22 protein-coding genes are annotated in these 24,313 nt (G+C 68.5%); 11 read left to right on the top strand and 11 right to left on the bottom strand.

Annotated features, from left to right (window positions below; translation table 11 throughout):
* The first annotated feature begins 27 nt into the window (after positions 1 to 27).
* The gene (locus tag N5D62_RS19105) at positions 28 to 1,290 is read left to right on the top strand and encodes an efflux RND transporter periplasmic adaptor subunit (RefSeq protein ID WP_279759466.1); all 1,263 of its coding nucleotides are present in this window, start codon (positions 28 to 30) and stop codon (positions 1,288 to 1,290) included.
* Positions 1,287 to 2,903: a DHA2 family efflux MFS transporter permease subunit gene (locus tag N5D62_RS19100; protein WP_279759465.1), complete on the top strand. Its 1,617-nt coding sequence runs from the start codon at positions 1,287 to 1,289 to the stop codon at positions 2,901 to 2,903. The genes N5D62_RS19105 and N5D62_RS19100 overlap by 4 nt, the downstream gene beginning before the upstream one ends.
* A 143-nt stretch (positions 2,904 to 3,046) precedes the next feature.
* Here the strand turns inward: N5D62_RS19100 and N5D62_RS19095 are convergent, their stop codons facing one another.
* Genes N5D62_RS19095 through N5D62_RS19075 form a run of 5 tightly spaced genes read right to left on the bottom strand, consistent with a single transcriptional unit; the run spans position 3,047 to position 8,000 of the window.
* The gene (locus N5D62_RS19095; protein ID WP_279759464.1) at positions 3,047 to 3,466 is read right to left on the bottom strand and encodes a response regulator transcription factor; all 420 of its coding nucleotides are present in this window, start codon (positions 3,464 to 3,466) and stop codon (positions 3,047 to 3,049) included.
* A 29-nt stretch (positions 3,467 to 3,495) separates the two neighbouring features.
* Positions 3,496 to 5,775 carry an AsmA family protein gene (locus N5D62_RS19090; protein WP_279759463.1) on the bottom strand — a complete coding sequence of 760 codons (2,280 nt, stop codon included), beginning with the start codon at positions 5,773 to 5,775 and terminating at the stop codon, positions 3,496 to 3,498.
* Entirely contained in the window at positions 5,766 to 7,250 is a 1,485-nt protein-coding gene (locus N5D62_RS19085) for a phospholipase D-like domain-containing protein (protein ID WP_279759462.1), read from the bottom strand. The genes N5D62_RS19090 and N5D62_RS19085 overlap by 10 nt, the downstream gene beginning before the upstream one ends.
* A gap of 3 nt (positions 7,251 to 7,253) precedes the next feature.
* Positions 7,254 to 7,790, bottom strand: coding sequence for a ferritin-like domain-containing protein (locus N5D62_RS19080; protein ID WP_279759461.1), 537 nt, complete (start codon positions 7,788 to 7,790; stop codon positions 7,254 to 7,256).
* A 33-nt stretch (positions 7,791 to 7,823) separates the two neighbouring features.
* On the bottom strand, positions 7,824 to 8,000 hold the full coding sequence (locus N5D62_RS19075) for a DUF1328 family protein (protein WP_279759460.1): 177 nt from the start codon (positions 7,998 to 8,000) through the stop codon (positions 7,824 to 7,826).
* A gap of 253 nt (positions 8,001 to 8,253) precedes the next feature.
* Between N5D62_RS19075 and N5D62_RS19070 the strand changes: the two genes are divergently transcribed.
* A complete protein-coding gene (locus N5D62_RS19070; RefSeq protein ID WP_279759459.1) occupies positions 8,254 to 8,778 on the top strand; it encodes a hypothetical protein in 525 nt (174 codons plus the stop codon).
* 21 nt (positions 8,779 to 8,799) lie between these two features.
* On the top strand, positions 8,800 to 9,003 hold the full coding sequence (locus N5D62_RS19065; protein ID WP_279759458.1) for a hypothetical protein: 204 nt from the start codon (positions 8,800 to 8,802) through the stop codon (positions 9,001 to 9,003).
* 62 nt (positions 9,004 to 9,065) lie between these two features.
* On the opposite strand, the gene N5D62_RS19060 is transcribed toward N5D62_RS19065, so the two are convergent.
* Positions 9,066 to 9,725, bottom strand: coding sequence for an OmpA family protein (locus N5D62_RS19060; protein ID WP_279759457.1), 660 nt, complete (start codon positions 9,723 to 9,725; stop codon positions 9,066 to 9,068).
* 240 nt (positions 9,726 to 9,965) lie between these two features.
* Between N5D62_RS19060 and N5D62_RS19055 the strand changes: the two genes are divergently transcribed.
* Entirely contained in the window at positions 9,966 to 11,216 is a 1,251-nt protein-coding gene (locus N5D62_RS19055; RefSeq protein ID WP_279759456.1) for an EAL domain-containing protein, read from the top strand.
* A gap of 103 nt (positions 11,217 to 11,319) precedes the next feature.
* On the opposite strand, the gene N5D62_RS19050 is transcribed toward N5D62_RS19055, so the two are convergent.
* From N5D62_RS19050 to N5D62_RS19035, 4 genes are all read right to left on the bottom strand, one after another.
* Complete coding sequence (locus N5D62_RS19050; RefSeq protein ID WP_279759454.1) at positions 11,320 to 11,985, bottom strand: response regulator transcription factor; 666 nt, start codon at positions 11,983 to 11,985, stop codon at positions 11,320 to 11,322.
* 106 nt (positions 11,986 to 12,091) lie between these two features.
* On the bottom strand, positions 12,092 to 13,183 hold the full coding sequence (locus N5D62_RS19045; protein WP_279759453.1) for an HlyD family type I secretion periplasmic adaptor subunit: 1,092 nt from the start codon (positions 13,181 to 13,183) through the stop codon (positions 12,092 to 12,094).
* Between the two features lie 106 nt (positions 13,184 to 13,289).
* The gene (locus N5D62_RS19040) at positions 13,290 to 15,449 is read right to left on the bottom strand and encodes an ATP-binding cassette domain-containing protein (protein ID WP_279759452.1); all 2,160 of its coding nucleotides are present in this window, start codon (positions 15,447 to 15,449) and stop codon (positions 13,290 to 13,292) included.
* A gap of 56 nt (positions 15,450 to 15,505) precedes the next feature.
* Positions 15,506 to 16,921 carry a TolC family protein gene (locus N5D62_RS19035; protein ID WP_279759451.1) on the bottom strand — a complete coding sequence of 472 codons (1,416 nt, stop codon included), beginning with the start codon at positions 16,919 to 16,921 and terminating at the stop codon, positions 15,506 to 15,508.
* A gap of 183 nt (positions 16,922 to 17,104) precedes the next feature.
* On the opposite strand from N5D62_RS19035, the gene N5D62_RS19030 reads away from it, so the two are divergent.
* Positions 17,105 to 17,461: a four-helix bundle copper-binding protein gene (locus N5D62_RS19030; RefSeq protein WP_279759450.1), complete on the top strand. Its 357-nt coding sequence runs from the start codon at positions 17,105 to 17,107 to the stop codon at positions 17,459 to 17,461.
* A 136-nt stretch (positions 17,462 to 17,597) separates the two neighbouring features.
* Here N5D62_RS19030 and N5D62_RS19025 read toward each other — a convergent pair whose 3' ends face one another.
* Positions 17,598 to 19,301, bottom strand: coding sequence for an ATP-binding protein (locus N5D62_RS19025; protein WP_279759449.1), 1,704 nt, complete (start codon positions 19,299 to 19,301; stop codon positions 17,598 to 17,600).
* A 334-nt stretch (positions 19,302 to 19,635) separates the two neighbouring features.
* Here N5D62_RS19025 and N5D62_RS19020 point away from each other — a divergent pair, with 334 nt between their 5' ends.
* The 5 genes from N5D62_RS19020 (at position 19,636) to N5D62_RS19000 (ending at position 24,132) form a co-directional block, all read left to right on the top strand.
* Positions 19,636 to 20,994 (top strand): site-specific integrase, encoded by a 1,359-nt coding sequence (locus tag N5D62_RS19020; RefSeq protein WP_279759448.1) that lies wholly within the window; start codon positions 19,636 to 19,638, stop codon positions 20,992 to 20,994.
* Positions 20,995 to 21,195: 201 nt separating this feature from the next.
* Positions 21,196 to 21,405, top strand: a complete 210-nt coding sequence (locus N5D62_RS19015; protein WP_279759447.1) for a helix-turn-helix domain-containing protein — start codon at positions 21,196 to 21,198, stop codon at positions 21,403 to 21,405.
* A gap of 155 nt (positions 21,406 to 21,560) precedes the next feature.
* Positions 21,561 to 21,764: a hypothetical protein gene (locus tag N5D62_RS19010; RefSeq protein ID WP_279759446.1), complete on the top strand. Its 204-nt coding sequence runs from the start codon at positions 21,561 to 21,563 to the stop codon at positions 21,762 to 21,764.
* Positions 21,765 to 21,778: 14 nt separating this feature from the next.
* A complete protein-coding gene (locus N5D62_RS19005; RefSeq protein WP_279759445.1) occupies positions 21,779 to 23,299 on the top strand; it encodes an AAA family ATPase in 1,521 nt (506 codons plus the stop codon).
* A 47-nt stretch (positions 23,300 to 23,346) separates the two neighbouring features.
* Positions 23,347 to 24,132: a hypothetical protein gene (locus N5D62_RS19000; RefSeq protein WP_279759444.1), complete on the top strand. Its 786-nt coding sequence runs from the start codon at positions 23,347 to 23,349 to the stop codon at positions 24,130 to 24,132.
* Positions 24,133 to 24,313: the final 181 nt, after the last annotated feature.

Genomic DNA, 24,313 nt, shown 5'->3' with positions numbered 1-24,313 from the left:
GCGGAACAACCTCTCTCAGAGCCCACCATGAGCGCCACCCCCGAGAACAAAACGCAAGCTCCCGCCGCCCCGAACGGCACCAAGAACGGGTCCCGCCGCAAGGGCCTGACGGTGATCGCCGCGGCGGTCGTCGTCGTCGGCCTGGCCTACGGCGCCTACGCCTGGATCGTCGGCAGCCGCTACGAGACCACCGACAACGCCTACGTGCAGGCCAACGTCGTGCAGATCACGCCGCTGGTCGGCGGCACGGTGCGCGCGGTCTACGCCGACGACACCGACTTCGTGAAGGCCGGCCAGAAGCTGGTCAGCCTGGATCCGGTCGACGCGCGCGTCGCGCTCGAGCAGGCGCAGGCGCAGCTGGCGCAGACGGTCCGCGAGGTCCGCACGCTCTACGCCAACAACAGCGGCCTGGAGGCGCAGGTCAAGGTCCGCGAGGCCGACCTGCAACGCACGCTGAGCGAGCTCGCCCGGCTGCAGGCCGACGTGACGCGCCGCCAGCCGCTGGTGGCCACCGGCGCCGTCGGCAAGGAAGAGCTGGAGCACGCGCAGGCGCAACTGACCGCCGCGCGCGCGCAGTCCGCCGCCGCGCAGTCGGCGCTGCAGGCCGCCAAGGACCAGCTGAGCTCCAACCAGGTGCTGACCGACGGCGTCAAGGTCGAGGACCATCCGAACGTGCTGCGCGCCGCCGCCCGGCTGCGCGAGAGCTACCTGGCGCTGCAGCGCGCCGAGCTGATCGCGCCGGTGGACGGCTGGGTCGCGCGCCGCTCGGTGCAGCTGGGCCAGCGCGTGGCGGCCGGCGCGCCGCTGATGGCGGTGGTCGGGCTGCAGCAGGTCTGGGTCGACGCCAACTTCAAGGAAAGCCAGCTGGCCAAGCTGCGCATCGGCCAGACCGCGACGCTGGAAGCCGACGTCTACGGCAAGAAGACCGAGTACCACGGCACGGTCCAGGGCCTGGGCGCGGGCACCGGCGCGGCCTTCGCGCTGCTGCCGGCGCAGAACGCCACCGGCAACTGGATCAAGGTCGTGCAGCGCGTGCCGGTGCGCATCGCGCTGGACCCGAAGGAGGTGCAGGAGCACCCGCTGCGCGTGGGCCTGTCGATGGACGTGCAGGTCGACATCCGTGACCAGGGCGGCCCGATGCTGGCCTCCGCGACCGGCGCCAGCGCGCCGCGCCTGCAGACGGCGATCTTCGACACGCAGGAGAAGGCCGCCGACGACCAGGTCAACAAGATCATCGCCACCAACCTGGGCAAGTCCGCCGCCAAGACGGGCGCCACGCGCGTGCAATGAGCAATTCCTCCGACGCGGCGGCGACGCCGCCGGTGCCTCCGGCACCTCCGCGGCCCGCGGCGCCTCCGGGCCCCGCGGCGGCCGCGCCCCTGACCGGCACGGCGCTGGTGCTGGGCACGATCTCGCTGTCGCTGGCGACCTTCATGAACGTGCTGGACTCGTCCATCGCGAACGTGTCGCTGCCCGCGATCGCCGGCGATCTCGGCGTCTCCCCGGTGCAGGGCACCTGGGTGATCACGAGCTTCGGCGTGGCCAACGCGATCTCGGTGCCGCTGACCGGCTGGCTGACGCAGCGCTTCGGCGCGGTGCGGCTGTTCACGATGAGCGTGCTGCTGTTCGTGCTCGCGTCCTGGCTGTGCGGCTTCGCGCACTCGCTGGAGATGCTGGTGGCGGCGCGCGTGTTCCAGGGCCTGGTGGCGGGGCCGATGATCCCGCTGTCGCAGACGCTGCTGCTGGCCAGCTATCCCAAGCACAAGGCCGGCACGGCCTTGGCGCTATGGGGGATGACGACGCTGGTGGCGCCGGTGGTCGGGCCGCTGCTGGGCGGCTGGATCACCGACAACGTCACCTGGCCGTGGATCTTCTACATCAACGTGCCGGTGGGGCTGTTCGCCGCGGGCCTGACCTGGAGCATCTACCGCACCCGCGAGACGCCGGTGAAGAAGCTGCCCATCGACGGCATCGGGCTGGCGCTGCTGGTCCTGTGGGTCGGCGCGCTGCAGGTGATGCTGGACAAGGGCAAGGAGCTCGACTGGTTTGAATCCAACCAGATCATCGCGCTGGCGGTGATCGCGGTGGTGGGTCTGGCGGTGTTCATCGTCTGGGAGCTCACCGACGACCATCCGGTGGTGGACCTGCGGCTCTTCGCGCGGCGCAACTTCCTGTTCGGCGCCTCGGTGCTGTCGATCGCCTACGGGCTGTTCTTCGGCAACGTCGTGCTGCTGCCGCTGTGGCTGCAGCAGCACATGGGCTACACGGCGACGGCCGCGGGCTTCGCGCTGGCGCCGGTGGGCGTGCTGGCGATCCTGCTGTCGCCGCTGGCGGGCAAGAAGGTCTCGGTGTGGGACCCGCGCCTGATGGCGAGCTTCGCGTTCGTGATGTTCACCGTCGTCCTGGGGATGCGCGCGAGCTTCACGACCGACACCGACCTCGGGACCATCATGATCCCGACCGTCCTGCAGGGCGCGGCGCTGGCGTTCTTCTTCATCCCGCTGACGACGATCACGCTGTCGGGCATCACGCCGGACCGGATCGCCGCCGCGGCGGGCCTGTCGAACTTCGTGCGGATCACGGCGGGGGCGATGGGGACGTCGATCTCGACCACCTTGTGGGAGAACCGCGCGGCGCTGCACCACCATCACCTGGCGGAGCGACTGGCGCTGGGCGACGTGCCGGAGACGCAGGCGATCGAGACGCTGCAGCGCCAGGGCTTCAGCCACGACCAGGCGCTGGCCTTCCTGAACCGGCTGGTCGACCAGCAGGCCTTCACCCGGGCGGCGGACGACATCTTCCTGGTCTCGGCGGTGTTGTTCCTGGTGCTGATCGCCTTCGTCTGGCTGACCAAGCGGCCGCCGAAGGTGGGCGCGCCGGTGGACGCGGGCGGGGCGCACTGAGCCGTCAGTACTGCATCGTCCGCTGGCCCTCACCCCCACCCTCTCCCGCAAGCGGGAGAGGGAGTGAGCGTGCACCGAGCTGACCGGGTAGCGCCTCCCTTCTTACCCCCTCTCCCGCTTGCGGGAGAGGGCAGGGGTGAGGGTCAAGCCTTGGACGACGCCAGGTCCAGGCAGTAGGCGATCAGCTCGTCGAGCTCGCTGGACTTGTCGAAGACGCGGTCGGCGCCGAGCTCGGCGCAGCGGCGGCGCATGTCGGCGGTGGCGTAGTTGCTCAGCACGACGATCTTGGCCTCGGGCTGCAGCAGCCGCGCCTTGGGCAGCAGCGACAGGCCCGAGCCGCGCTTGAGGAACAGGTCGACGATGACCAGGTCGCAGGGCACCGCCTCGTCGTGCAGCCAGCGCAGCGCGGCCGCCTCGTCCTCGGCCTGGCCGACGACCTCGAGGTCGAGCATCTCCTGCAGCGTCGCCACCAGGTTCTCGCGGATCAGCGGGCTGTCCTCGACCAGGAAACAGTTCAGCGTGCCGGGCGTCGGTGCGGTGACGGGAACGGGAACGGTGGACATGGGCATGGGCGTGTACGAGCCGCCCATTATCACGATCCCGGCCTCCGCTTCGATGTCGGCGCGAGGCGCGCGTTGCATTCGGACAGCGCGCGCAGGCTCTCCTCGTCCGGCTCCTCGCCCAGGTCGATCAGCGGCACGATCGCCGCCAGCGGCGCCACCGCCACGCCCAGCACCGTCGCGGGCAGCAGCTTGCGCAGCAGCGGGCCCTTCTGCAGGCTGAGCTTGGGATCGCCCAGCGTGCCCTGGATGTTCAGCGGCGTGCGCAGCGTCAGCGGGCTCTTGTCCTTGGGATCGACCTTGGCCGTCAGCGCCAGCCGCTCGGTGGCCAGCGACATGCCGCCGTCCACCAGCACCACCGAGTCCTTGGTGTCGATCACCATCGGCCGCGGCGTCACCACGCCGTCCTTGACCCGCAGGTCGGCGACGCCGCAGTTGACCTGGAGCGCGTCGTCGCCGCGCACCAGCAGGCCCAGGCCCTGGGCGATGTCGATGCCGGCGGCCTCGACGATCAGGTGCGACACGGTGCCGTCGGTCCAGAACAGCACCATGCGGCCGTCGGCGCTGGCCAGCAGCTCCGCCGTCGAGCGTCCGGTCCCGTCCAGCGCGATCCGGCCGCCCATCACGCCGGTCACCCAGCGCTGGCCGTTCTTGCGCTCCAGGTTCAGCCACTGCTCCAGGTGCACGCCGCTGACGCGCAGCCGCGCCTGCCACTTGGCCCGCGGCTCACGGCCGTCCAGCATCATCCGGCCGGCCAGTTGGCCGCGCGCGACGCGGGCGTCGATGTCGCGCAGCTCGAGCACGCCGTCCTGCAGCACGATGCGCGCGTTCAGCGGCTCGGCCGCCTGCAGCAGCGCGGTGCCCGATTCGAAGCGCGCCAGCTTCACGTCGACGTTGGCGTTCATCGCGCGCAGCGAGGGCAGGTCGAACTGCTTGTCCGGCAGCACGCGGGTCGGCCGGCTCGCCTTGGGCGCGTCGGGATTGGCCGGCACGCCCACCGCCGGTCCGAGATCGGCCAGCCAGAGTTCGCGTCCGCGCAGCTCGCCGGTGAGCTTGGGCACCGCGTTGTCGGGCTTGAGGAACTCGAAGTCGCCGCTGAGGTGGCTCTTGCCGATCGTGGCCTTGGACACGGCGGTGGTCCAGCGCGGGCCGTCGCGGGTGAGCCGGCCCTGCATCGCGAAGGCCGGCGTGGTCGGCAGGGTCACGCCCAGCGGCTCGCCGACCGCCGCCAGCGACGGACCGCTCAAGGTGTAGCGGCCGTCCAGGCCCTGGCTCACCAGCAGGTCGCGCACCAGGCCGTCGAAGCTCAACTGCGCCTTGCCGATGTTGCCGCGCAGGGTGACCGGCACCGCCGGCGCGTTCGGGTCGGAGGACAACCAGGGCAGGGCGGAGCCGGTCTGCAGCGTCGCCTTCAGCGGCAACTCGCGGTAGTGGCCCTCGGCATGGGCGGTCACGCCGTAGCGGCCGCCTTCGCCGGGGCCCGGCGCGCTCGCGGCGTCGGAGGCGCCCTTGGGCTTGCCGGCGAGGCGTTCGCCGAAGTCGACCGCCAGGCGCGTGCCCGAGGCCGCGGCGCTCGCGGCCCGGCTCGCGACGGACGGCGTGCCCCGCTCGCGCACGGTGCTGGAGGCGCCGTCCTCGCCGGACCGCACCGCCGACGCCGCGCGGTCCGCCGTGGTCCAGGTCTCGCGCAGCGCGAAACGCGCCAGCAGCGACAGCTGCTGGATCTTGTCGTCGACCAGCGCCGTGCCCTGGCGAACCTCCAGCAGGTCGAAGCGCACGCCGTCGATCTTGGGCCGCTGGCGGATCTGCGTGTCGCTGGACGGCTGCTTGCCGAATTGCCAGCTGGCACGGCCCTCGACATCGCGCTCCAGCCGCAGCGCGAGCTCGCCGGCGCGGAGCGCCTTCACCCGGAAGGTCTGGCCCTCGTGGCGCAAGGCGAGCAGGTCGGTGTAGCGCAGCGTCAGTTCGGCGTCCTGCGCCTGCAGCGTCGGGCCACCGAGGGTGCTCCAGCTCGGGCCGGCGATCGTCACGCTGTGCGCGCGCAGCCGCGGATGGCCGATCAGGCGCAACTGCCAGCTGCCGCCCTCGGCGCCGTCGAAGCGCACCTGCCGGTCCATCTTCTGGCTCAGCCATTGCTCGGCCGGGCGGCGCAGGAAGGGCCAGCCCAGCCACTCGCACACGCCCACGGCGATCAGCAGCAGCGCCAGCAGCGTCAGCAGGCCCACCGCCCAGTGATGCCGCGCGCGACGTCGTCGCGGCTCGGGCGTCGGCGCGCCGTGCGACGCGCCGGAGGTCTCGTTGTTCACCACCATTGTTCAAACATCCTGGAGAAGAATTCCTTGCCGCGCTGCCACACGCCGCGGTCCTGCCAGCGGACGAGGTCGATGGACCGGGAGGCGGCGCGGTCGCGCTCGAACATCCGGGTCATCGCGTCGCCGAAGTCCTCGCCGAGCACGACGGCGTTGACCTCGTTGTTGTGGACGAAGCTGCGCCAGTCCATGTTGCTGGAGCCGACCGTGGAGACCACGCCGTCGATCACGGCGGTCTTCGCATGCAGCACCGCGTCCTGTAGCTCGTGGATGCGCACGCCGGCCTTGAGCAGCCGCTCGTAGTGGCTGCGGCCCGCGTGCATCACCGGCGAGAAGTCGCTGCGCGAGGGCAGGATCAACTCGACGTCGACCCCGCGCGCGGCCGCGTCGCACAGCGCGTCCACCATGTCCTGGCCGGGCGCGAAGTAGGCCATCGTCAGGTAGACGCTGCGCTGCGCCGCGCGGATGCTGCCCAGCAGCAGCGTGTAGATGCGGTTCTCGGTGTCCTGCGGCGTGGACGGGATCACGCGCATCAGCTGTTTGCCCGCGGGCGGCCCCGGCGGTAACGCGATCGCGCTGACGGTGCCCTCGCAGTGCTGCTGCGACCAGACCTCGCGGAACATCGTGTGCAGCGCCTGCGTCGCGGGGCCGCGCACCTGGATCATGGTGTCGCGCCAGCCGTTCTCGTCGGCCTGGGCGGTCGCGTCGCTCGCCGCCGAGGCCGGTGAAGCGGCCGCGGCGGACCGCGAGGCCTTGGCGGGCTTGGCCGAGCCGCGGCTGCCGAAGCCGCCCGAGCCCGACGAGTAGACCGCGCTGATGTTGATGCCGCCGGTGAAGCCGACCTCGCCGTCGACGACGAGAATCTTGCGGTGGTCGCGGTGGCTGATCTTGTGATACCGGGCGCGCTTGAGCGGGTTCACCGGATTGAAGGCGCAGACGGCGATGCCGCCCTGGCGCATCCGATCGAAGTAGGCGTCCTGCGTGCCCAGCGAGCCGACCGCGTCGTACAGGATCGCGACCTCCAGGCCTTGCGCCCGCCGCGCCAGCAGCAGATCGGCGAGCTGCCGCGACACGTCGGCGTCCTCGATGATGTAGCTCTCCAGCACGACCTGCCGGCGCGCCTGGCCGATGGCCGCGAACATCGCGGCGAAGGTGGCCGGGCCATCGACGAGCAGCCGGGCATCGTTGCCCGCGTACAGGTCGACATCGCCGAACGCGGACATCGCCGCGAGCTGGCGCTTGAGCAGCTCGGCCTTGCCTTGCGCGGCGGCCGCCTGCAGCGCCTGCTCGCGGCTGGCCTGGTTCATCGGCCCGCGCGTGCCGACCACGTCCACCTGCGCGGCGACCCGCGTCAGCGGCGGCGCCGACGCGGGCGGGTCGGGGATCCGGCCGTTGACCGGCGGGCGCGGCGTGCCGCAGGCGACGAGGCCCGCGCCGATGCCGAGCGCGAAGACCAGGGCCGCGACGCGCCGGCGCACCGATCACTCCCTCAGCAGGTCGGCCAGGTCGTCGGCGTGCTCTTCCTCCTCGGCGAGGACTTCCTCGAGGATGCGGCGCGTCGTCGGATCCTTGTCGCCGATCAACTGGATCATCTGCCGATAAGCCTCGACGGCGATGCGCTCGGCGACGAGGTTGGCCCGCAGCATCGACTTCAGGTCCTTGGCCTCGTCGTACTCGGCATGGCTGCGCCGGGTCAGCGAGTCGGGGCTGAAGTCCGGATCGGCGCCGAGCTGCACGATGCGCTCGGCGATGCGGTCCGCGTGGACGGCCTCCTGCGTGGCGTGCTCGAGGAACTCCTCGGCGATGCGCGGCGAGTTCATGCCGTGCGCGGTGAAGTAGTGGCGCTTGTAGCGCAGCACGCAGACGAGCTCGGTGGCCAGCGCGTCGTTGAGCAGGCGCACGACGTCGTCGCGCCACGGGCCGTAGCTCGGCGTGACGGGACCTTCGTCCAGGTGCTGGCGAGCGCGCTGCAAGGCCTGCTCGTCGAGCTGCAGGTGCTTGTGTTCAGGGGCGTTCATGGGCTGGCTCCTCTGGAAACGGATGCGGGACGGTCACTTGCGCAAGGCGTTCACGCCGGTGATGCCGAGCACCAGCAGCACCAGGCAGATGACCAGGAAGACCCCGAACAGGATCTTGGCGATGCCGGCCGCGCCGGCGGCGACGCCGGTGAAGCCGAGCACACCCGCCACCAGCGAGATCACGGCAAAGATCAAGGCCCACTTCAACATGACGATGTCCTTTCCTGCTGTCGGCCGCGGCGCGGCGCTTGCAGCCACTGTAGAAGCGGCCCCCGGCGCGCGGGGGTCGGCAGGGTCCACGTCCGGATGTAGGACGGGACGCCGAGCGCGGCGCTGCCGGACTCGTCCTACAGGCGGCTCCGGCGCGGTACGACAGACGCCGGCGCGCGGGCGGCCTACGCTTGCTCCATCCTCCCTTTCATCGTCCGTCCGCTGCGGCGCCGCGCGCCGGAAAGGAATCCAGATGATCAAGTTCAACAAGACCCTCTCGTCGCCGTCCACCGCCGCCCTGGTCACCGCCGGGGCCGTGCTCTCGGCGGTCATGATGGTGGCCGCGCCGGCTTTCGCCGCGGGCGCCTCGACCAAGTCCGACGCCCAGTCGACCTATGAGCAGGAACGGGCCCGTTGCCTGTCCGGCCAATCCGGCCAGGCCCGCGCCACCTGCTTGAAGGAGGCCGGCGCCGCGCGCCAGGAAGCGCAGCGCGGCCGCCTCAAGACCGCGAGCACGCAGGAGCTCGCCAACAACGCGATGCTGCGTTGCCAGCGCGTGAACGAGGACGACCGCGAGGACTGCCGCCGGATGGTCATGGGCCAGGGCACGCGCGATGGCAGCGTCGAAAGCGGCGGCATCCTGACCCGCATCGACCGCATGGTGCAGGAGAACCCCACCGCCGCGGGCGCGCCCGCCACGCCGCCGAGCGCGACGATGCGGCCGGGTCCCGACGTCCCGCCGCCGCGCCAGCCCAAGGCCAGCGCGCCCACCCGTTGATCAAGCGAGGAGCGATCCATCATGCTGATGAAACGACTGGTCCCGATCGCGCTGTCGAGCCTGGCCGGCTATGCGCTGTGGCAATGGCAGGCGCGCCGCGCCACGCAACGCCACAAGACCTCGCACGGCAAGCCGGAGGAGGTCACCACCTGGGAAGGCGAGGGCGGGGCGCTCCATCGCACCGGGCCCCACATGGGGCCGGAACCGGCCAAGCCGCAGTTCTGACGCCTGGTGCTTCCCAATGAAAAGGGCGCCCCGCGGGGCGCCCTTTGTTCATCGAGGCGGCTTCAACCGCCGCTGCCCTGCTGCGGTTCGCGCAGGAAGATCTCGACCCGGCGGTTCTTCGCGCGGCTTTCGGCCGTGTCGTTGGACACCAGCGGCTCGCGCGAGCCGCGGCCGGCGACCTCGATGCGCTCGCCGCGCACGCCACGATCGGCCAGGTAGCTGCGCACGCTTTCCGCGCGGCGCAGCGACAACGGGTCGTTGATCGCGTCGGAGCCGGTGTTGTCGGTGTGGCCGACCACGCGGACCATCGTCGGCGACGGATTGCTGTTCAGGCCGTTGGCGAAGGCGTCGAGCACCGGGCGCAGGCGCGGTTCCAGCGCCGCGCTGTTGGTCGCGAACGAGATGTCGCTCGGGACGTCGAGCTTCAACTGGTTGTCGGCGGTGCGGGTCACCTCGACGCCGGTGCCTTGCGTGGCCTGTTCCATCGCGCGGCGCTTGTCTTCCATGTGGCGCGACCAGACGTTGCCGGCCACCGCGCCGAGCGCGCCGCCGATCAGCGCGCCGGTGCCGGCCTTGCCGCCGGTGGCGGAACTGATGACCGCGCCGGAGACGGCCCCGATCGCGGCGCCGCCCGCGGTGCCGCGCTGGCGTTCGTCCATGTTGGCGCAGCCGGCCAGGATCGCCGCCGCGAGGGCGGCCGCGGCCAGTCGGGTGTGTCGCATCTGCATGTTGCTTCTCCTTGTGATCCGGAATGAAAACCCAACGGCCCGGCGGTCGTTTCGCCGCCTGCGTGGGGAAGTATCCCCGCGCGGTGGCGCCCCGTGCCGAAGCCGGCGGATGAGTTGCGCGCGCGTCGCACCGGGTTGCGGTGCGACACGTGCCGGACGTCGAGGGCACGGGGCAAGGACGAGGCCCGCGTGCCTCCTTCGTCGTAGTCGGTGCAACCCACCAATAACTGCTAGGTGGCAGTCGGGGATGACAAGAGTTTGCTATTCGGTTTCGAGAGGGCGATTCATAGCATGAAGCTTCCCGCCACTTCCCTCTTGCCCAGCGTCATGACCCGCTCCCTCGACTCCGGTCGCACCCCCGTCAGCGGTGCGGATTCCCCCACGCCAACGATCTCCCCGCGTGAACACCTCACCCCCCATGTCCGGTACGCCAGCCAGCCGATCATCGATCGGACAGGACGCGTTGTCGCGACGGAACTGCTGTTTCGCTGGAACGGCAGCGACGATCCGGTGGGGCCGGAATTGGGGGCATACGCGACGGCGGCGGTGCTGTCGAACGCGCTGCTCGACGGCGAGCTGTTGACCCGCTCGCCGGCGGCCGAGCATCCGATCGGCGACGTGCTGGTCAACATGGATGCCCGCACCCTGATGAGCCCGATCGCCGAGTCGATGACGCCCGATGTCGGCGTCATCGAATTGCTGGAAACGGTGGAGGTCGACGAGGCGCTCACGCAGCGCATCCGGGATCTTCACGGGCGTGGTTATCGTTTCGCGCTGGACGACGTCGTCCGCCTGGACGACGAGCGCTGGTCGCTGGCGCCGTGGGTGCAGTTCGCCAAGATCGATGTCCCCGGCCTGACGACCGATCAATTGCAGTCGCTGATCCGCAAGGCCCATCAACTGGGCATGGCCGTCATCGCCGAGAAGATCGATGACGAGCAGGTCCACGAGCGCGCCCTGTCCGCCGGCGCCGACTACTTCCAGGGCTTCGGCATCGCCTGCCCGTCGACGCTGGCGGTGACCGCGCTGCCGGGCTGCGAGGCGTCGGTCGTGGGGCAGCTCTACCTGCTGGCGCGGGCCGGCGTGGCGGCACCGTCGCTGGCCATGGTCGCGGGCCGGCATCCGGCGATCGTCGCGCGTCTGTTGCGCCTGCAGGAGATCCATGCGCCGCAGGAGGTGGCGGTCTCCGATTCGTTGGTGGAGGTGCTCGAGTCGATGCCCCGCGCCGTGCTGGTCGCCTGGCTGGCGGTGTTGAACATCGCCGCCGTTCACGGCCGCGACCGCGAGCTGGCGGTGCTGCTGCGCGGTCAACTGGCCCACGGGCGCCTTCGCCTTCGGCAGGAGGGACTGGTGCGCACCTCCGGCGAGCTCGAGCGCGCGTCCTTCGTGATCTGCAAGCAGTTGCTGCGCATGCGGCTGCAGCCTCGGGCGGTGGGTACCGTCCCATCGCGGGGCTTCGCGCGTCCCGAGCCGCTCGCGGCCTGATCCTGTGCCGCTCCCGCAACGAAGAAGCCGCCCGAGGGCGGCTTCTTCGTTGTCGAGGCGGCGGTTCGGGCTGCTGTTCGAACCGCCTGTCCGGCAGGATCGTTCAGTCGTCGATCAGGCCATGCGTGCGGGCGACGCTGGTGGCCATGGCGCGCGAGTTGACGTTCAGCTTGCGATAGATCGAGCGCAGATGCTGATTCACCGTGAAGCGCGAGATCGACAGCCGGTTGCCGATGTCCACGATCGGCAGGCCTTCGATGAGCAGGTTCAACACGCTCCATTCGCGCTGGCCGAGGCCGAGTTCCTTGAGCTTCTGCGCCTTGTCGACCTTGGGCTTGACGCCGGTCTCCAGGCTTTCCAGCTTGTCCAGCACCAGGCGCGAGACGGCGGGGCTGAGCGGCGCGTGACCGTTGTGGGTGGCGATGATCTTGTCGATCAGGCTGGGTTGGATCTCTTCCTTCAGCAGATAACCCGACGCGCCGGAGCGCAGGCTGCGCATCACATGCTTGGCGTCGCCGAAGGTGCTGATGACGATGCTGTGCGCGTCGGGACACTTCTCCTTGATCAGCTTGATCAGGTCGATGCCGTCCACGTCGGGCAGTCCCAGGTCGACCAGGTAGATGTCGGCGCGGTTGGCGAGGATCGCGGAGACCGATTCCCCGCGGTTGCGGCCGATGCCCACGATCTGGCAGGCGCTGCTGGCGGACACGACGTCGATCAGTCGCTGCAGGACGGTCGCGTCGTCTTCGATGATGGTGACGGTGATCATGTGATGTGCCCCTGAAGTTCCAAGTTGTTGTCGATGACGATCGAAGGAAATGGGATGGCGCGAAGTGAGTGGCGATGGCTCAAGTGTCGTGCGGCCAGGCAGGGCCTCAGCGCTCGACGAGCGATTCCGAGAAGGTCTTCTTGACCGGCTTGAGCAGGTAGTCGAGCACCGTGTGTCGGCCAGAGATGATCTCGGCCGTGGCGGTCATGCCGGGCTGGATGACGATCCGATCCGCCTTCTCCCCCTTGAAGCGCTTTCCATTGATATGGATATGTGTGCGGTAGTACGGCTGCTCTCCCTGCGGTGTCCGTTCGGTCAATGCGTCTGGGCTGACGTAGGTGACCTTGCCGTCGAGGGCGCCGTAGATACTGTAGTCGAACGCATCGAGCTTGATCGTCGCCAGCATGCCCGGACGGACGAAGCCGATGTCGGCGGCCCGCAGGCGCGCCTCGATGATGAGATCCTCCCCGGTGGGCAGCAGTTGCATGATCTCGTCGCCGGGGCGCAACACCGCGCCGACCGTCGTCAACGTGATCAGGTTGACGATGCCGTCGACCGGCGCTCGCAGCTGGGTGTGCTCCAGGTTGCCGCGGCGATCGTTCAGCATCTGCTGGACGCTGGCCAGGTCCTCTTCGGTCTTGGTGAGCTCGGCCTGCGCGTCCTGGAGGAACTTGTTGCGCCGGGACGTGACCTGGCCGGCCGCCTCGTTCGCCGCGCGCTGCAGCCGAAGGAACTCGGCGGCGCTGATGTCTCCGGCCTTGTGCAGCGGTTCGTTGAGCTCAACCTCGCGCCTGGCCAGTTCGGCGGACTTGGACAGCACCGCCAGTTCTTCCTGGAGCGCGGTGCGGCGGCGTTCGTAGAGCTTGCGTTGCAGGTCGTTGAACGGGCCGGCGCCGGCGGGGCTGTAGGGCGTGCCGAGCGTCTCCGCGCGCAACCGGGCGAGCGACGCGTTCAGCGCCGCGTTCTTCTCGCTGGAGTCCGCCAGCGCCGAGCTGGCCTTGGTGCTGTCGAACTGCACCAGCAGGTCGCCCTTGCGGACCGCGTCCCCCTCGTGCACGAAGAGTGTCTCCACGACGCCGCCATCGGGCGCCTGGATCACTTGGGTGCGGGACAGGGACATGACCTTGCCGCCGGCGCGGGTGACCTGTTCGAGTTCGGCCTGAGCGGCCCACCAGAGTCCTGCGCCCAAGGCCGCCACCGTGGCGATGACGGTCCAACGGACCCGTGACTGGCTGTCATGCGACGCACGAGAGTTGTTCATTTGATTCCCCGATGTTGTGAGAGTCGTGGCGCGGCGGCGGGCTTCAGGTCGCCGCCTCGGCCGGTTCGACGGGCTGGGCGGCGCGCGCCGGCGCGGGCCGGCCCTGCAGCTTGGCCAGCACGGCGTCGCGTGGTCCGTCGAGCAGGACGCCCTGCGGCGACAGGACGATCACCCGCTCGACCAGCGCAAGCATTGACAGGCGATGCGTGACCAGCAGCAGCGTCGCCTGGGGCTTGAGCAGCTGCTTCATCAGATGGACGGTCGCCTGTTCGAGGCCGTCGTCCATGCCGGAGGTGGGTTCGTCGAGCAGCCAGACCGCGCGGTCGGCGAGGACCAGGCGCGTCAGCGCGACCAGTTGGCGTTGCCCGCCGGACAGGCCGCGCCCGCCCTCGGACAGCTTGCGATCCAGCCCCGACGGATGCTGCGCGACGATCGGCCACAGGCCGGTCTGCTGGCAGGTCGCGATCAGTTGGTCGTCGCTGACGTCAGGCAGGCCGAACAGCAGGTTGTCGCGCAGCGTGCCGGCAAAGAGCCACGCATGCTGAGGGCAGTAGGCCATCTGCGTCGAGCGCCAGCCGGCGTGGATCTGCTGCTGGTCGACGCCGTCCAGGAACACCGTGCCGCGCGTCGGCTTGGACAGGCCACAGGCGAGGGACAGCAGCGTGGTCTTGCCCGCGCCGATCGTGCCCAGCACGGCGACCTTTTCTCCCGGCGCGATGCGGAGATGGCCGATGCGCAACGGCTCCTTCTGGCCGGGGTAGGCGAACTCCACGTCCTCGAAGCGCAGCTCGCCGCGCAGGGATTCGGGGACGATGGGGCGCTCGAGGCCATCGTTGTCCACCTGCAGCTTGAAGATGGCGTCCAGCGCCTTCATCGACGCCCGGGCGCTGCCGAGTTGGACGAGCAGGGGAGGAATCGAAGCCAGCGGCGACAGGACGCGTCCCGACAGGATCGAGCAGGCGATGATCGCGCCCTGCGTCAGTTGCCCGTCGATGGCCAGGACCGCGCCGACGCAGATCAACGAGATGTAGCTGGCCTGCTGTAACGCGGCCGCGATGTAGGACGTGGTGTCGCTCTCGTGCTTGAGGGACAGTCCTTGCGCCGCGTTGACTTCGCACAGTCCCGACCAGCGCGACTCGAAGCGCCAGCCGGCGCCCAGGCCCTTGATGCTCTCCGTGCCCTCGATGGTCTCGACCAGCAGGCCCGTCTTGGCGTTCGCGCCGGTCTGGTTGCTCGCCGTCAATCGCGCGATCCTTCGAGCCCGGAGCAGGCCGATCGACACGGTCACGCCGAACAGCACGACGGCGGGCAGCGCCATCCAGATGCCGCCGATCATCCCGATCACGACCGCGAAGATCAGCGCCATCGGCATGTCGAACAACAGGAACAGGGTGCTGGCCGACAGGATGCCCCGGATCGATTCGAAGCTCTGCACCTGTGATGCCAGCGTCCCGACCGAGCCCGGGCGTTGATCCATCCGGATGGCGTTGAGGCGAGCCATGAGCGCCTTCGAGATGCCCACGTCGAGCAGCTTGAGCCGGGGTTCGAGCAAGGACGCGCGGGCCACCTTCAGCAGGAACTCGATCAGCACCGCCAGCGCGACGCCAATGGTCAGGACCCACAGGGTCTGATGCCCCTGGTTCGGGATCACGCGGTCGTAGACCTGCATCGAGAAGAACGAGATCGAGATGCCGATCAGCGCGAGGACGAGGGACAGGCCGGCGGCTTCGACGAAGATCGGCCACTGCCGGCGCACCTGCGACAGCATCATCTGGTGGGCGCTGCGCCAGATCCCCGCTTCGGCCTGTTCGTCGGAGGCGACGGCGTGCAAGCAGGGCACGCGGTCGAGCACGAGGTCGCGCCGGACCTGGTCCGCGCCGATGCAGGACCACAGGCCTTCCGCGGTTCGGGCGGTGACGACCTGCCAGCCATGCTCGTCATGCCGGCACAGCAGCGGCAGCGCGGCGAGCTGGGGGCCCGGGAGGGTGACGAGGCGGACCCGTTCGTCGATGGTGGCCGCCAGATGGCGGGCCGCGTCGAGGGTGTCTCCCTCGGCCGGCATCGCGGCCAGGCGCTGGCGCACCAGCGCGGGCGGCGTGGGACGGCCCTTCAGGCGCATCCAGTGGCTCAATGCGTTGGCGAGCGCCTCCGGCGCGGATGCGGTGTCGCCCGGCGGGCGGGATTTGAATGGATTCCAGGTCATGACAGCCCTTCTGAAGCGAGTGGTGTTCGTGCGCGAAGCCCGGCGGCGGCGAGGGATCAGTCCCGATCCGGTCCGCCGCCAAGCAGCAGGTCCAGCCGATACAGGCCGGCCCGCTCGTCGATCGCGGCGTCGCGTGCCATCTGGCGCGTGGCATGGGTCTCGCGCACCATGTTCAGCAGGTCGAGCCAGGCGCGCTTGCCGGCGTCGAACTGGCGCCGGTAGGAGGCCAGCACGTCTTCGCTGGTGGCCGCCGTGCGCGCCGCATTGCGCAGCGACGTCGCCGCGGCGGCATAGCGCGTGTACTCCAGTTGGTAGTTCCCGAGCTGGTCCTGCTCGGTCGCGGCGACGGCGGCCTCGGCCGCGGCGATCCGCGAACGCGCCGCGTTGACGCCGGCGAGGCCCGCGAAACCGCCTTGCAGGCTGGCCTGGAAGACCAGCCCGACGCGCTGGTCGCTGTACGCGCCGCTCTGGTGGTCGAGCCGGAGGCTGAGGGTCGGCATCAACGCGGCCTTGGCCTTGGCCAGCTCGTTGCGCGCGAGATCGACATTGGCGCGAGCCAGGGCCATTTCCGGCGACAGCTGGATGCGGTCCAGGACCTTGTGCAGCGACGGCGGCGCGGGAAGGTCGCCGTCGAGCGCCGTGCGCAGCGGCGCGTCGACAGGCCGGCGGGCGAGACGGCCGAGGCGGTCGCGTTGCAGGCCTTCCTCGAGTCGCGCCTGGGCGAGTTCGGCCTGCACCGCGCTCAAGCGGGATGCCGCGAGCGCGGCATCCGTGTTCGTCGCGACGCCCGCCAGGTTGCGACGGCGGATCATGTCCAGCAGCCGCTCGTGGACGTCGCAGAGCAGGTCCAGGCTGTCGATGCGGCCTTGCACCTTGACCCAGTCGGCCCAGCTCTGGACGATCTTGAGTTTCAACTGCAATTGCGCGGCGAGGAGTTCCTGCTGGCTGCCCTGCAGCGCGGTGCGGGCGCCGCTGAGGTTGGCGCTCAGCAGGCCGCCCGTGTACAGCGGCTGCTGGATGCGCAGGACATTGACGTAGCGGCTCGATCCGGTGGCCAGCTCGCGCGAGAAGCTCGGCGTGGGACCGAATTGCCATTTCGCCGCGGTGATGCCGTCCTGCGCCGCGGCGATCGCGGCGCGGGCGCGTTCGATGGAGGGATCGTCGATCAGCGCGGTGGACAGGAATTCGTCCATCGCCGCGCCCCAGGAGGCAGCTGGGCCGGTGTCGTCAGCGGCCGAGGCCCGCATGACCGGGTGGGGCGTCGGCTCGCTCGCCGCGACGTGTGGCGACGCCAGGCAGGGCAGCGCGGCTGCCGCCAGGGCGGCGAATGAATATCGTCCGGGGAGGGAGATATTGATATTCGCGGAGCGGAGGAAATGGATATGGGGACGGATGGACACGGGAAACTCCCTGGGGGTGGTCTCGCTTCGGTGTCCAGTTTCGTTTCGGGTCTCCTTCGTCGCCAATAGCATTCATTTGCTAGCAGTTCCGTATCGACTGCCAATGATGGTTGAATCACGTAAAACCACTAGCAAAGATATGTCAGTGATGGCGATCGATCGGTTTCGCGCGAGAGGGGCCGCGCGAACGGGACGCCTGTGAGGGGCATGTCGGTTGCCGGGAGAAGGGCCTCGCCACCCTCATCGGACATCGCCATGACCCCCACCGAAGACCTCGAACCCTGCATGAGAGCCTGCGCCGACGCCCTGATCGCGGCGCGTCAGTGCGCCAATGCCTGCATCCGCTCGGGCGATCGCCTGCTCGAGGCGTGCGCGTTGCTGGATCTCGATTGCGCCGCGATCTGCGAAGCTACCCTCGGCGTGCTGTCCCGGGAATCCGACCACCATGGCGACTTCTGCGCCCTGTGCGCCCATGTGTGCCGCGCCTGCGCCGATGAATGCGACAAGCATTCGCACGCCCATTGCAAGCGTTGCGCGCAAGCCTGCCGGGCCTGCGCGTCGGCCTGTGACGTTCACGCGGGCGAACGGCACGCGCTGGGCGGCGCCCATTGAGAAAGTGATCCGCCGACTGAATCCGGGGAATATGGAGGACGCCGCCGTCAATATGTGCGGCGCCGCTTTCCGCTGGCCCGCTCCCCGAAACCCGTCATATCCCGCCGCACGCGGGTGATGGAATATCTTGAGGAGTTTATGAAAGCGAATGTCGCGTGAAATCCGGAGCGTCGGAAGGGGTATCCGGACGGCTGCGGTCCGGGCCGGGCGGCAACGCCGCCAACGGCAGGGTCAGCGTCGTGCGAGCGCCCGCGGGGCCGCGCTCGAAGCGATAGTCGCCGCCCATGCGGCGCGCCCGCTCCTTCATGTTGGCCAGGCCGTGGCCGGTCGACGCGCCGAACGCCGGCCGCACCGCCGAGGACGCCCCCGCCGCGGCATCGCCGTTGTCCTCGACGGTCAGCGTCAGGCAGGCGTCGTCCTGGCGCAAGGCGATCGACAGCCGCGTGGACTGCGCGTACTTGAGCGTGTTGGCCACGCTCTCCTCGACGACGCGCATCACGTCCTTCGACAGCTCCCCCAGCAGCACGCACTCGCGGCCGTTCTCGATCTCGTACTCGATCTGGAAGTCCGGCGCGCTCAGCAGCGAATCGAGGTTGAGGCAGTAGTCGAACAGGATGTCCTGGATCTCGCGATGCTCGGTGGTGTCGGTCTCGCTGATGACGTCGCGCACGCCCTGCAGCACGTCGAGCAGGCCGCGCTCGAGCTGCTGCCGGTCGAGCCGGCCTTCGCGCACGCTGAAGATCGTCGTCACCAGGCGCGAGCCGATGCCGTCATGCAGCTCGCTGTAGATGCGTTCGCGCTCGTCCTGCGCGGCCTCGCGGCGCTCCAGGTCGCTCTGGCGCGAGTAGCTCACCGCCAGCTCCATCTCCCGGCGGCGCAGCGACTCGGCCAGGATGTGGTTGGCCTGGCGCACGTGCTCCAGGCTCTGCCGGTACTTGGACAGGTGGACGCGCGCCATCACGATCAGCAGCGGCGGCAGCGCCAGGTGGGTCAGGTAGATCGGCGCGGTGAGCAGCCGCACGAGGTTCCAGTCGTCGGGATCGACGCGCCATCGGACCAGCTGCATCAGCACGTTGTAGTCGTGCAGGATCAGCGCACCCGCCAGCACGACCACGACCAGCAGCAGCATCGCGTCGGTGCTGCGGGTACGCCACGCGTGTCGGGCCAGTTGCGCGACCGCCCAGGCCTGGAACGGCATCAGCACCCAGATCCAGAACATGTCGAGGTTGAGTTCGACGACCGCGCCCAGGAAGGGCCAGACCGTCGCCGCGACCGCGGAGATCGCCACCAGCGTGCCGAGCGCGCGCCGGCTCAGCGGGCGGTCGACGTAGCGCAGGATGAACTGCACCAGCAGCACGTTGAGCCCGCCGGCGCAGAGGTAGAAGGCCCAGAGCCACAGCGGGCGCCAGTGCGCGGGCATGTAGATCCACAGCGACAGCGTGTAGACCGCCGCCCAGGTGAGCGCGGCGGCGCCGAGCAGGCCATAGACCGGGTCGCGCCGGTTGGCGAGCCAGACGCCCACCATGAACACGCCCGCCAGCAGGCAGAAGCCGCGTGAGGCGTTCGCCAGCGTGCGGGCCAGGAAGTCGATCGACTCCGCGACATAGGACGCCTCCTGCGACGGACCGATGTGGATCGGCGCGATCGTGAAGTACGGCTCCCAGCTGGTGATCTCGACGGTGACGATGTTGGGGCCGTCCCGGCGCAGCAGCCGCGGCGGCAGCTCGGCCACCAGCGGGCGGAACCACATGAAGCGGGCGTCCTGCCGGGACTGCGCGAATCCGTCCAGCCAGACGTCGTTCAGGTAGACGTCGGCGCCATTGATCGCCTGCGAGAACACCAGGCTCTTGGCCGGCGGCCGGCCCAGGATCGGCGCGCCGTTGCCGCGCGTCGGGTCGTGCTTGTCGCTGGCCTCGAGGTAGGGGTCGATGTCGATCTGGAAACGGACCTTGTACAGCGGAAGGTCAGGTAGGGGAGATTCGACGTTGACAGCTTAGGTCATTTGCGGACACTGTCGCGAGTTTCTCCAGTGTTCATCGGTGTTCTGCTCGATCATGGCGGGTCATCGGAGGTCATGAGAGGACACGCGAGGACAAGCAAGGACAGCACAACTTCCAGTGGGTTTTACAGTGGGTCGCACAGGCGGCTCCGCCCATGACCTCAACGGAGCCGACATGACGAAATCCCTCGCCCTCACCGCCAAGCAGATCGAAGCCGCCCGCGAGGGTGGCGCCAAGCAGCTCACCGACGGCCGGGGGCTCTACCTGAAGCTCGTCTTCCCGACGCGGCTGCACTCCTGGCGCTTCGACTTCAAGAGCCCGGCCACCGGCAAGCGCAACACGCTGATCTTGGGCACCTGGCCCGACCTGACCCTCGCGGCAGCGCGCCAGGCTGCGGACGATGCTCGACGCCTGATCGCGAATGGCGACTGTCCGGCCACGAGCCGGAATGAGAACAAGGCGACGCAGCGCGCCGAGCAGGAGCGTGCCGCGCTCGTCAAGGCCGGCAAGCCCGCGCCCGGGACGGTCGCAGCGCTGGAAGCCGAGTTCAAGGCCGAGCGCTGGCTCCCAGAGGACGAGCGGCCCAAGGGCTTCAAGGTTCAATGGTCGAAGTCTCATGCCGACAACTGGACGCGGTGCTTTCGCTTGCACGTCAACCCCTCCATCGGCGCGAAGCCCGTTGGGGATGTGACCTATCCCGAGCTCGTGAGCGTCGTCAATGGCGTTGCGGCTCCGTCCGTGCGCGAGTTCGTGTGCGGGTTCTTGGATCAGCTGTTCTCCTGGGCTCGTCGACGGGGTGTTGTGACGAGCAACACGGCGGACGACCTTCGTCTCGACATGAATGCTGTGCCGCCGCGCAGGCATCGGCCGGCCCCGTTGACCGAACGCGATTTGCGCGAGGCTCTCGCAACCATCCGTAGCTATCACATCGAGACCCACCGCGACGCGTTGATGCTCGGGGCATTGCTTGCTCAACGCCCGGGGAACGTCGCTGGCATGCGCTGGGATGACCTGGACTTGGAGGGTGGTCAATTCGACTGGAGCCGCTACGGCCTGTCGCTAGATTTCGCTGGCCCGGTGTGGGTCATTCCGTCGGCCGACATGAAGCGCAAGCAGCATGAGAAGGCATCGGGACAGCCCCACGTTGTGCCGCTGCCGGCGCAGGCGGTAGAGATCATCAAAGCGCGGCGGGAGGCGAATGTGCACGGGTCACCGTTTGTGCTTCCCGCTGCCAGGAGAGGCGTGCAGCAGGGCATCAGCAGGGGCAGCCTTTGCCAAAGCCTAAAGGCCATGGGTCTGCGTGGCAAGGTGACGCCGCACGGGCTCCGGGCGACGTTCCGCACACTGGCGGATGAGGCCCTCAAGGAACGTCCTGAAGCTCTTGAGGCCCAGCTCGCGCATCAGCAGGGATCGCGCACCGTACGTGCCTACGCCCGGGCGTCCTATCTCGAAGAGCGGGCTGCGGCGAGCCAGCGTTGGGCTGACTACATGGATCGCGTGCTCAACAACGTCGTGCCGCTGCGCGTCGCTTGAGCGAGCGCAACTCGGACAACGCCCCGACGGTTCATGCCTCGGGGCGTTTTTCTTTGTTGGGAGTTACCCGAGGGGCGGTCCATGCCTGTCCACGCATGTCCTCGGAAGTCCCCCAGCCAATCCTTTGGATTCGTTGCGGGCCAGGTCTTGCGCGCGCAGCATTCTGCAACCGGCAGAAACCGCCGCAAACAAGGAGCGCAAATGAGCATGCCCCGGCCGATGTATGACCAGCACAAGCTCGCTGAGCTCTTCGGCGTGTCCCGTTGCACCGTGCATCGTTGGGTAAAGGGTGGAGTTTGCCCGCCGCCCACCATCCGGATGCCGCAGCGTCTGCTGTGGAGTCCCGAAGTCATTGAGCAGTGGATCGCCGATGGCGGTCGCATGCCGCAGCGCAAGGGGGCAACGGCCTAGTTCGAATCCCCGGTAAGCGCAGCGCTTGGCCAAAAGAAATGGGCCGGGCGCCACCACGCGAACCGGCCCAGCGGCCCACCAGCCGCGAAGAGAGCCGATTGTCGGAGACCTCTGGGTCCCAGGCAATCGGCTCAACGCATTTTGGAGTCACCACCATGACCATCGCTCTTCCTCGTGCCATGGCTGCAAAAGGGGCCGATGAGGCAATTGCCTCCGCCCTTGCGTCGTCGTATTGGCAGTGCAGGTATGCCGCTTGGCTGGCATCGCCGCCGCCCAAAGGCGCGAGCGGTGAATATTGGCATTGCTGGTTGAGCCGTCGTCTGCTGCTCCGCCGGTTGACCCAGTATGGCAACGCCTGACACCTGGAGGTCTCATGCTGGAGCAGGATGCTGGTGAGACGACCGATCGGTCGTCGTGGCAGGCTGAATGCGGAGTGGCGGCAAAGGCGATGCGTCAAGGTGGACTCGCCAACGCTCACCCGGGCCACCTGGTCTTGCGCGAGTTGGTGAAGGCCGGCGTCAAGGCCGAAGACTTTGAGCTCATCGCGCTAGAAGCGGTGACCAAGGGAAAGGGATTCGCCTGGGCTTTGGCCGCGCTCAAGGGGCGCAGGGAGGACGCTGCACGCGTTCCTATGCACACACGTTCCAAGCGCGACCACGAAGCCGAACTGCGCGAGTGGGCGCCCCACATATGCGATGCCCGGTTCTCCGATGTAGCGGACGCGGCGGCGGAGGTGGCGGCAGACAGCTCCGTCATACCGATGCGTTTGGACGACTGGATGCCGAGGTGCCTTCCGCCCCCGGACAGTTCGGTGATCGAGGCGGTGCAACCGTCTCGGCCGACTCGCCCCAAGCGTTCGACGCATGCGTCCATGCAGGATGGGTCGAGCGCTTCGCCGCGGGAGCTCAATCTGGTCCGCGCAGCCGAGATTTCCACCGCGCCGGCTCTGTATACGGATGAGCTCATCGAACGGGTGTTCGGCCGGAAGGCGATGTCCTGTCTCTACGGACCGAGCAACGCGGGCAAGAGCTACGTAGCGCTCGATATGGCATGCGCAGTCGCGCTCGGTGTTCCTTGGATGGGCCGCAAGACGCGGCGCGGGCTCGTCCTCTACCTTGCGACCGAGGGCGGGAGTTCCATTTGTGATCGGATCAAGGCGTATCGCATCGAGCGCGGCGAAGCGCTCGGTCTGCTCATGATCGTGCCGGATGCGGTCGATTTGAGGAATGAGACCTCGGCAGCCGAGCTGATGGAGGTCATCGCCCGCGCGGAACGGGTGAGCGGGGAGAAGGTGGCGTTGATCGTCGCCGATACCCTTGCGGCGATGACGCCCGGCGCGGACGAGAACTCTGGGAAGGACATGGGCCCCGTGATTCGTCGCGCCGCTGAGATCGTCAACAAGACCGGAGCGCATTGGCTCTGGATCAGCCACACCGGCAAGAACTCCGAGAGGGGCCTGCGCGGCTGGAGCGGAACCTACTGCGCCCTGGACTCCGCAATCGAGCTCAACGACAAGCAGGTGCTGACGGTCGAAAAGCAGCGTGACCTCCCGGGGAAGAGCGACCGTTACTCATTCGAGCTGAAACCGGTGCACATCGGCAGGACGGACTTCGGGGTAGAGAGGTTCGCTTGCGTCGTCGTGCCCAAAGGTGCCCCGCCGAGGATTGGCGGCAAGCTGATCGCAACCCCTGCGGCCATCGCGATCACCCAACTCCTCAACGTACGCGGGGAGGGCTTGATTCGGGCGGAGATCGTTCGGGCATTGCTCGGGCAACCGGGTATGTCGGAGCCCAATCTTTTCAAGACCATCAAGCGGATGATCGACTCAGGCCAACTGGCGGAGTCGGGCGAGTTGATCGTCTTGTCGGCGTCTTCAGCCGCAGGCATCTCCTAGGTTCGACATGCGGACTTGACCGGTATATTTCCGGCCAGGAGGAACGCATGTTCAACGACCTCATCACGTCCGCCAAAGAGACGTTGCTTGATCGCCTGACCAGCCCGCTCATCGGCTCGTTCATCCTTGCTTGGCCGCTGTGGAACTACAAGTTTCTGGTGATCTTGCTCTCAAGCAATTCCGTCACGACGACATTTCGCCTCATCGAGACGGTTGCCTTCCGTAGCGATTGGGAAGTTGTCTGGCGCGGCGTACTTGCTCCATTGGCATCCGCGCTGGCCTACGTGTTCCTGTACCCGTTTCCGGCCACCCTGGTCTTCCGATATGTGCGTACGCACCAGGCGACGCTGAATCGCATCAAGCAGGAGATTGAGGGGGCGGAGCTCTTGTCCGTGGAGCAATCGCGAGCGATTCGCTCCGCCGCGCGGGCCGAAGTGCAACAGGCGCAGCGCCTTGTCGATGAGATGTCGTCGGAAAACCGCGCGTTGAAGGAGTCCGTTGAAAACCTGGAGGGACGCCTGCGCTCCCTCGAAAAGCGCCCACCATTGAGTTCATTCGAAACCGCTTTGGGCGGGACGGATATTGATGCCCTGATGGGAATCGTATCGACGCTAGAAAAGCGCAAGGCGTCGATCCTCTCTGCCGCCGATCTTGCGTCGACGATGGGGTCCTCGCGAACTGCAGCCGAACACGCGATGGATCGTTTGATAGAGATCAAGGCGTTGAGCAGGCGGGGCGCCAATCACTACGAACTGACGGCACTGGGCCGCAGCCTCGCAATGCGGAAGTTCGTTTCTGACGAGTTAGAAACCTTGCCGCCCGAGAAGCAGTAGGCGCGTTCACGGTGCGGGCGGCCCGAGGAATCAGTCTCACGAGTCTCACCCCCCTAGGGGGAGTGAGACTCGTGAGACTGATTTCCTTTCCTACGGGAGCCGCCGCATTCTCAATACGCTCTCATGAGACTCTCGCGAGACTGGCGTGAGACTTTGAAATTGTCGGGAGACTGACGCGCGC

Source organism: Mitsuaria sp. GD03876, from assembly GCF_029840635.1.
GTDB lineage: Bacteria > Pseudomonadota > Gammaproteobacteria > Burkholderiales > Burkholderiaceae_C > Roseateles.
The sequence above is the reverse complement of the archived record's forward strand: the minus strand, read 5'-3'. Positions and strand labels throughout refer to the sequence as shown.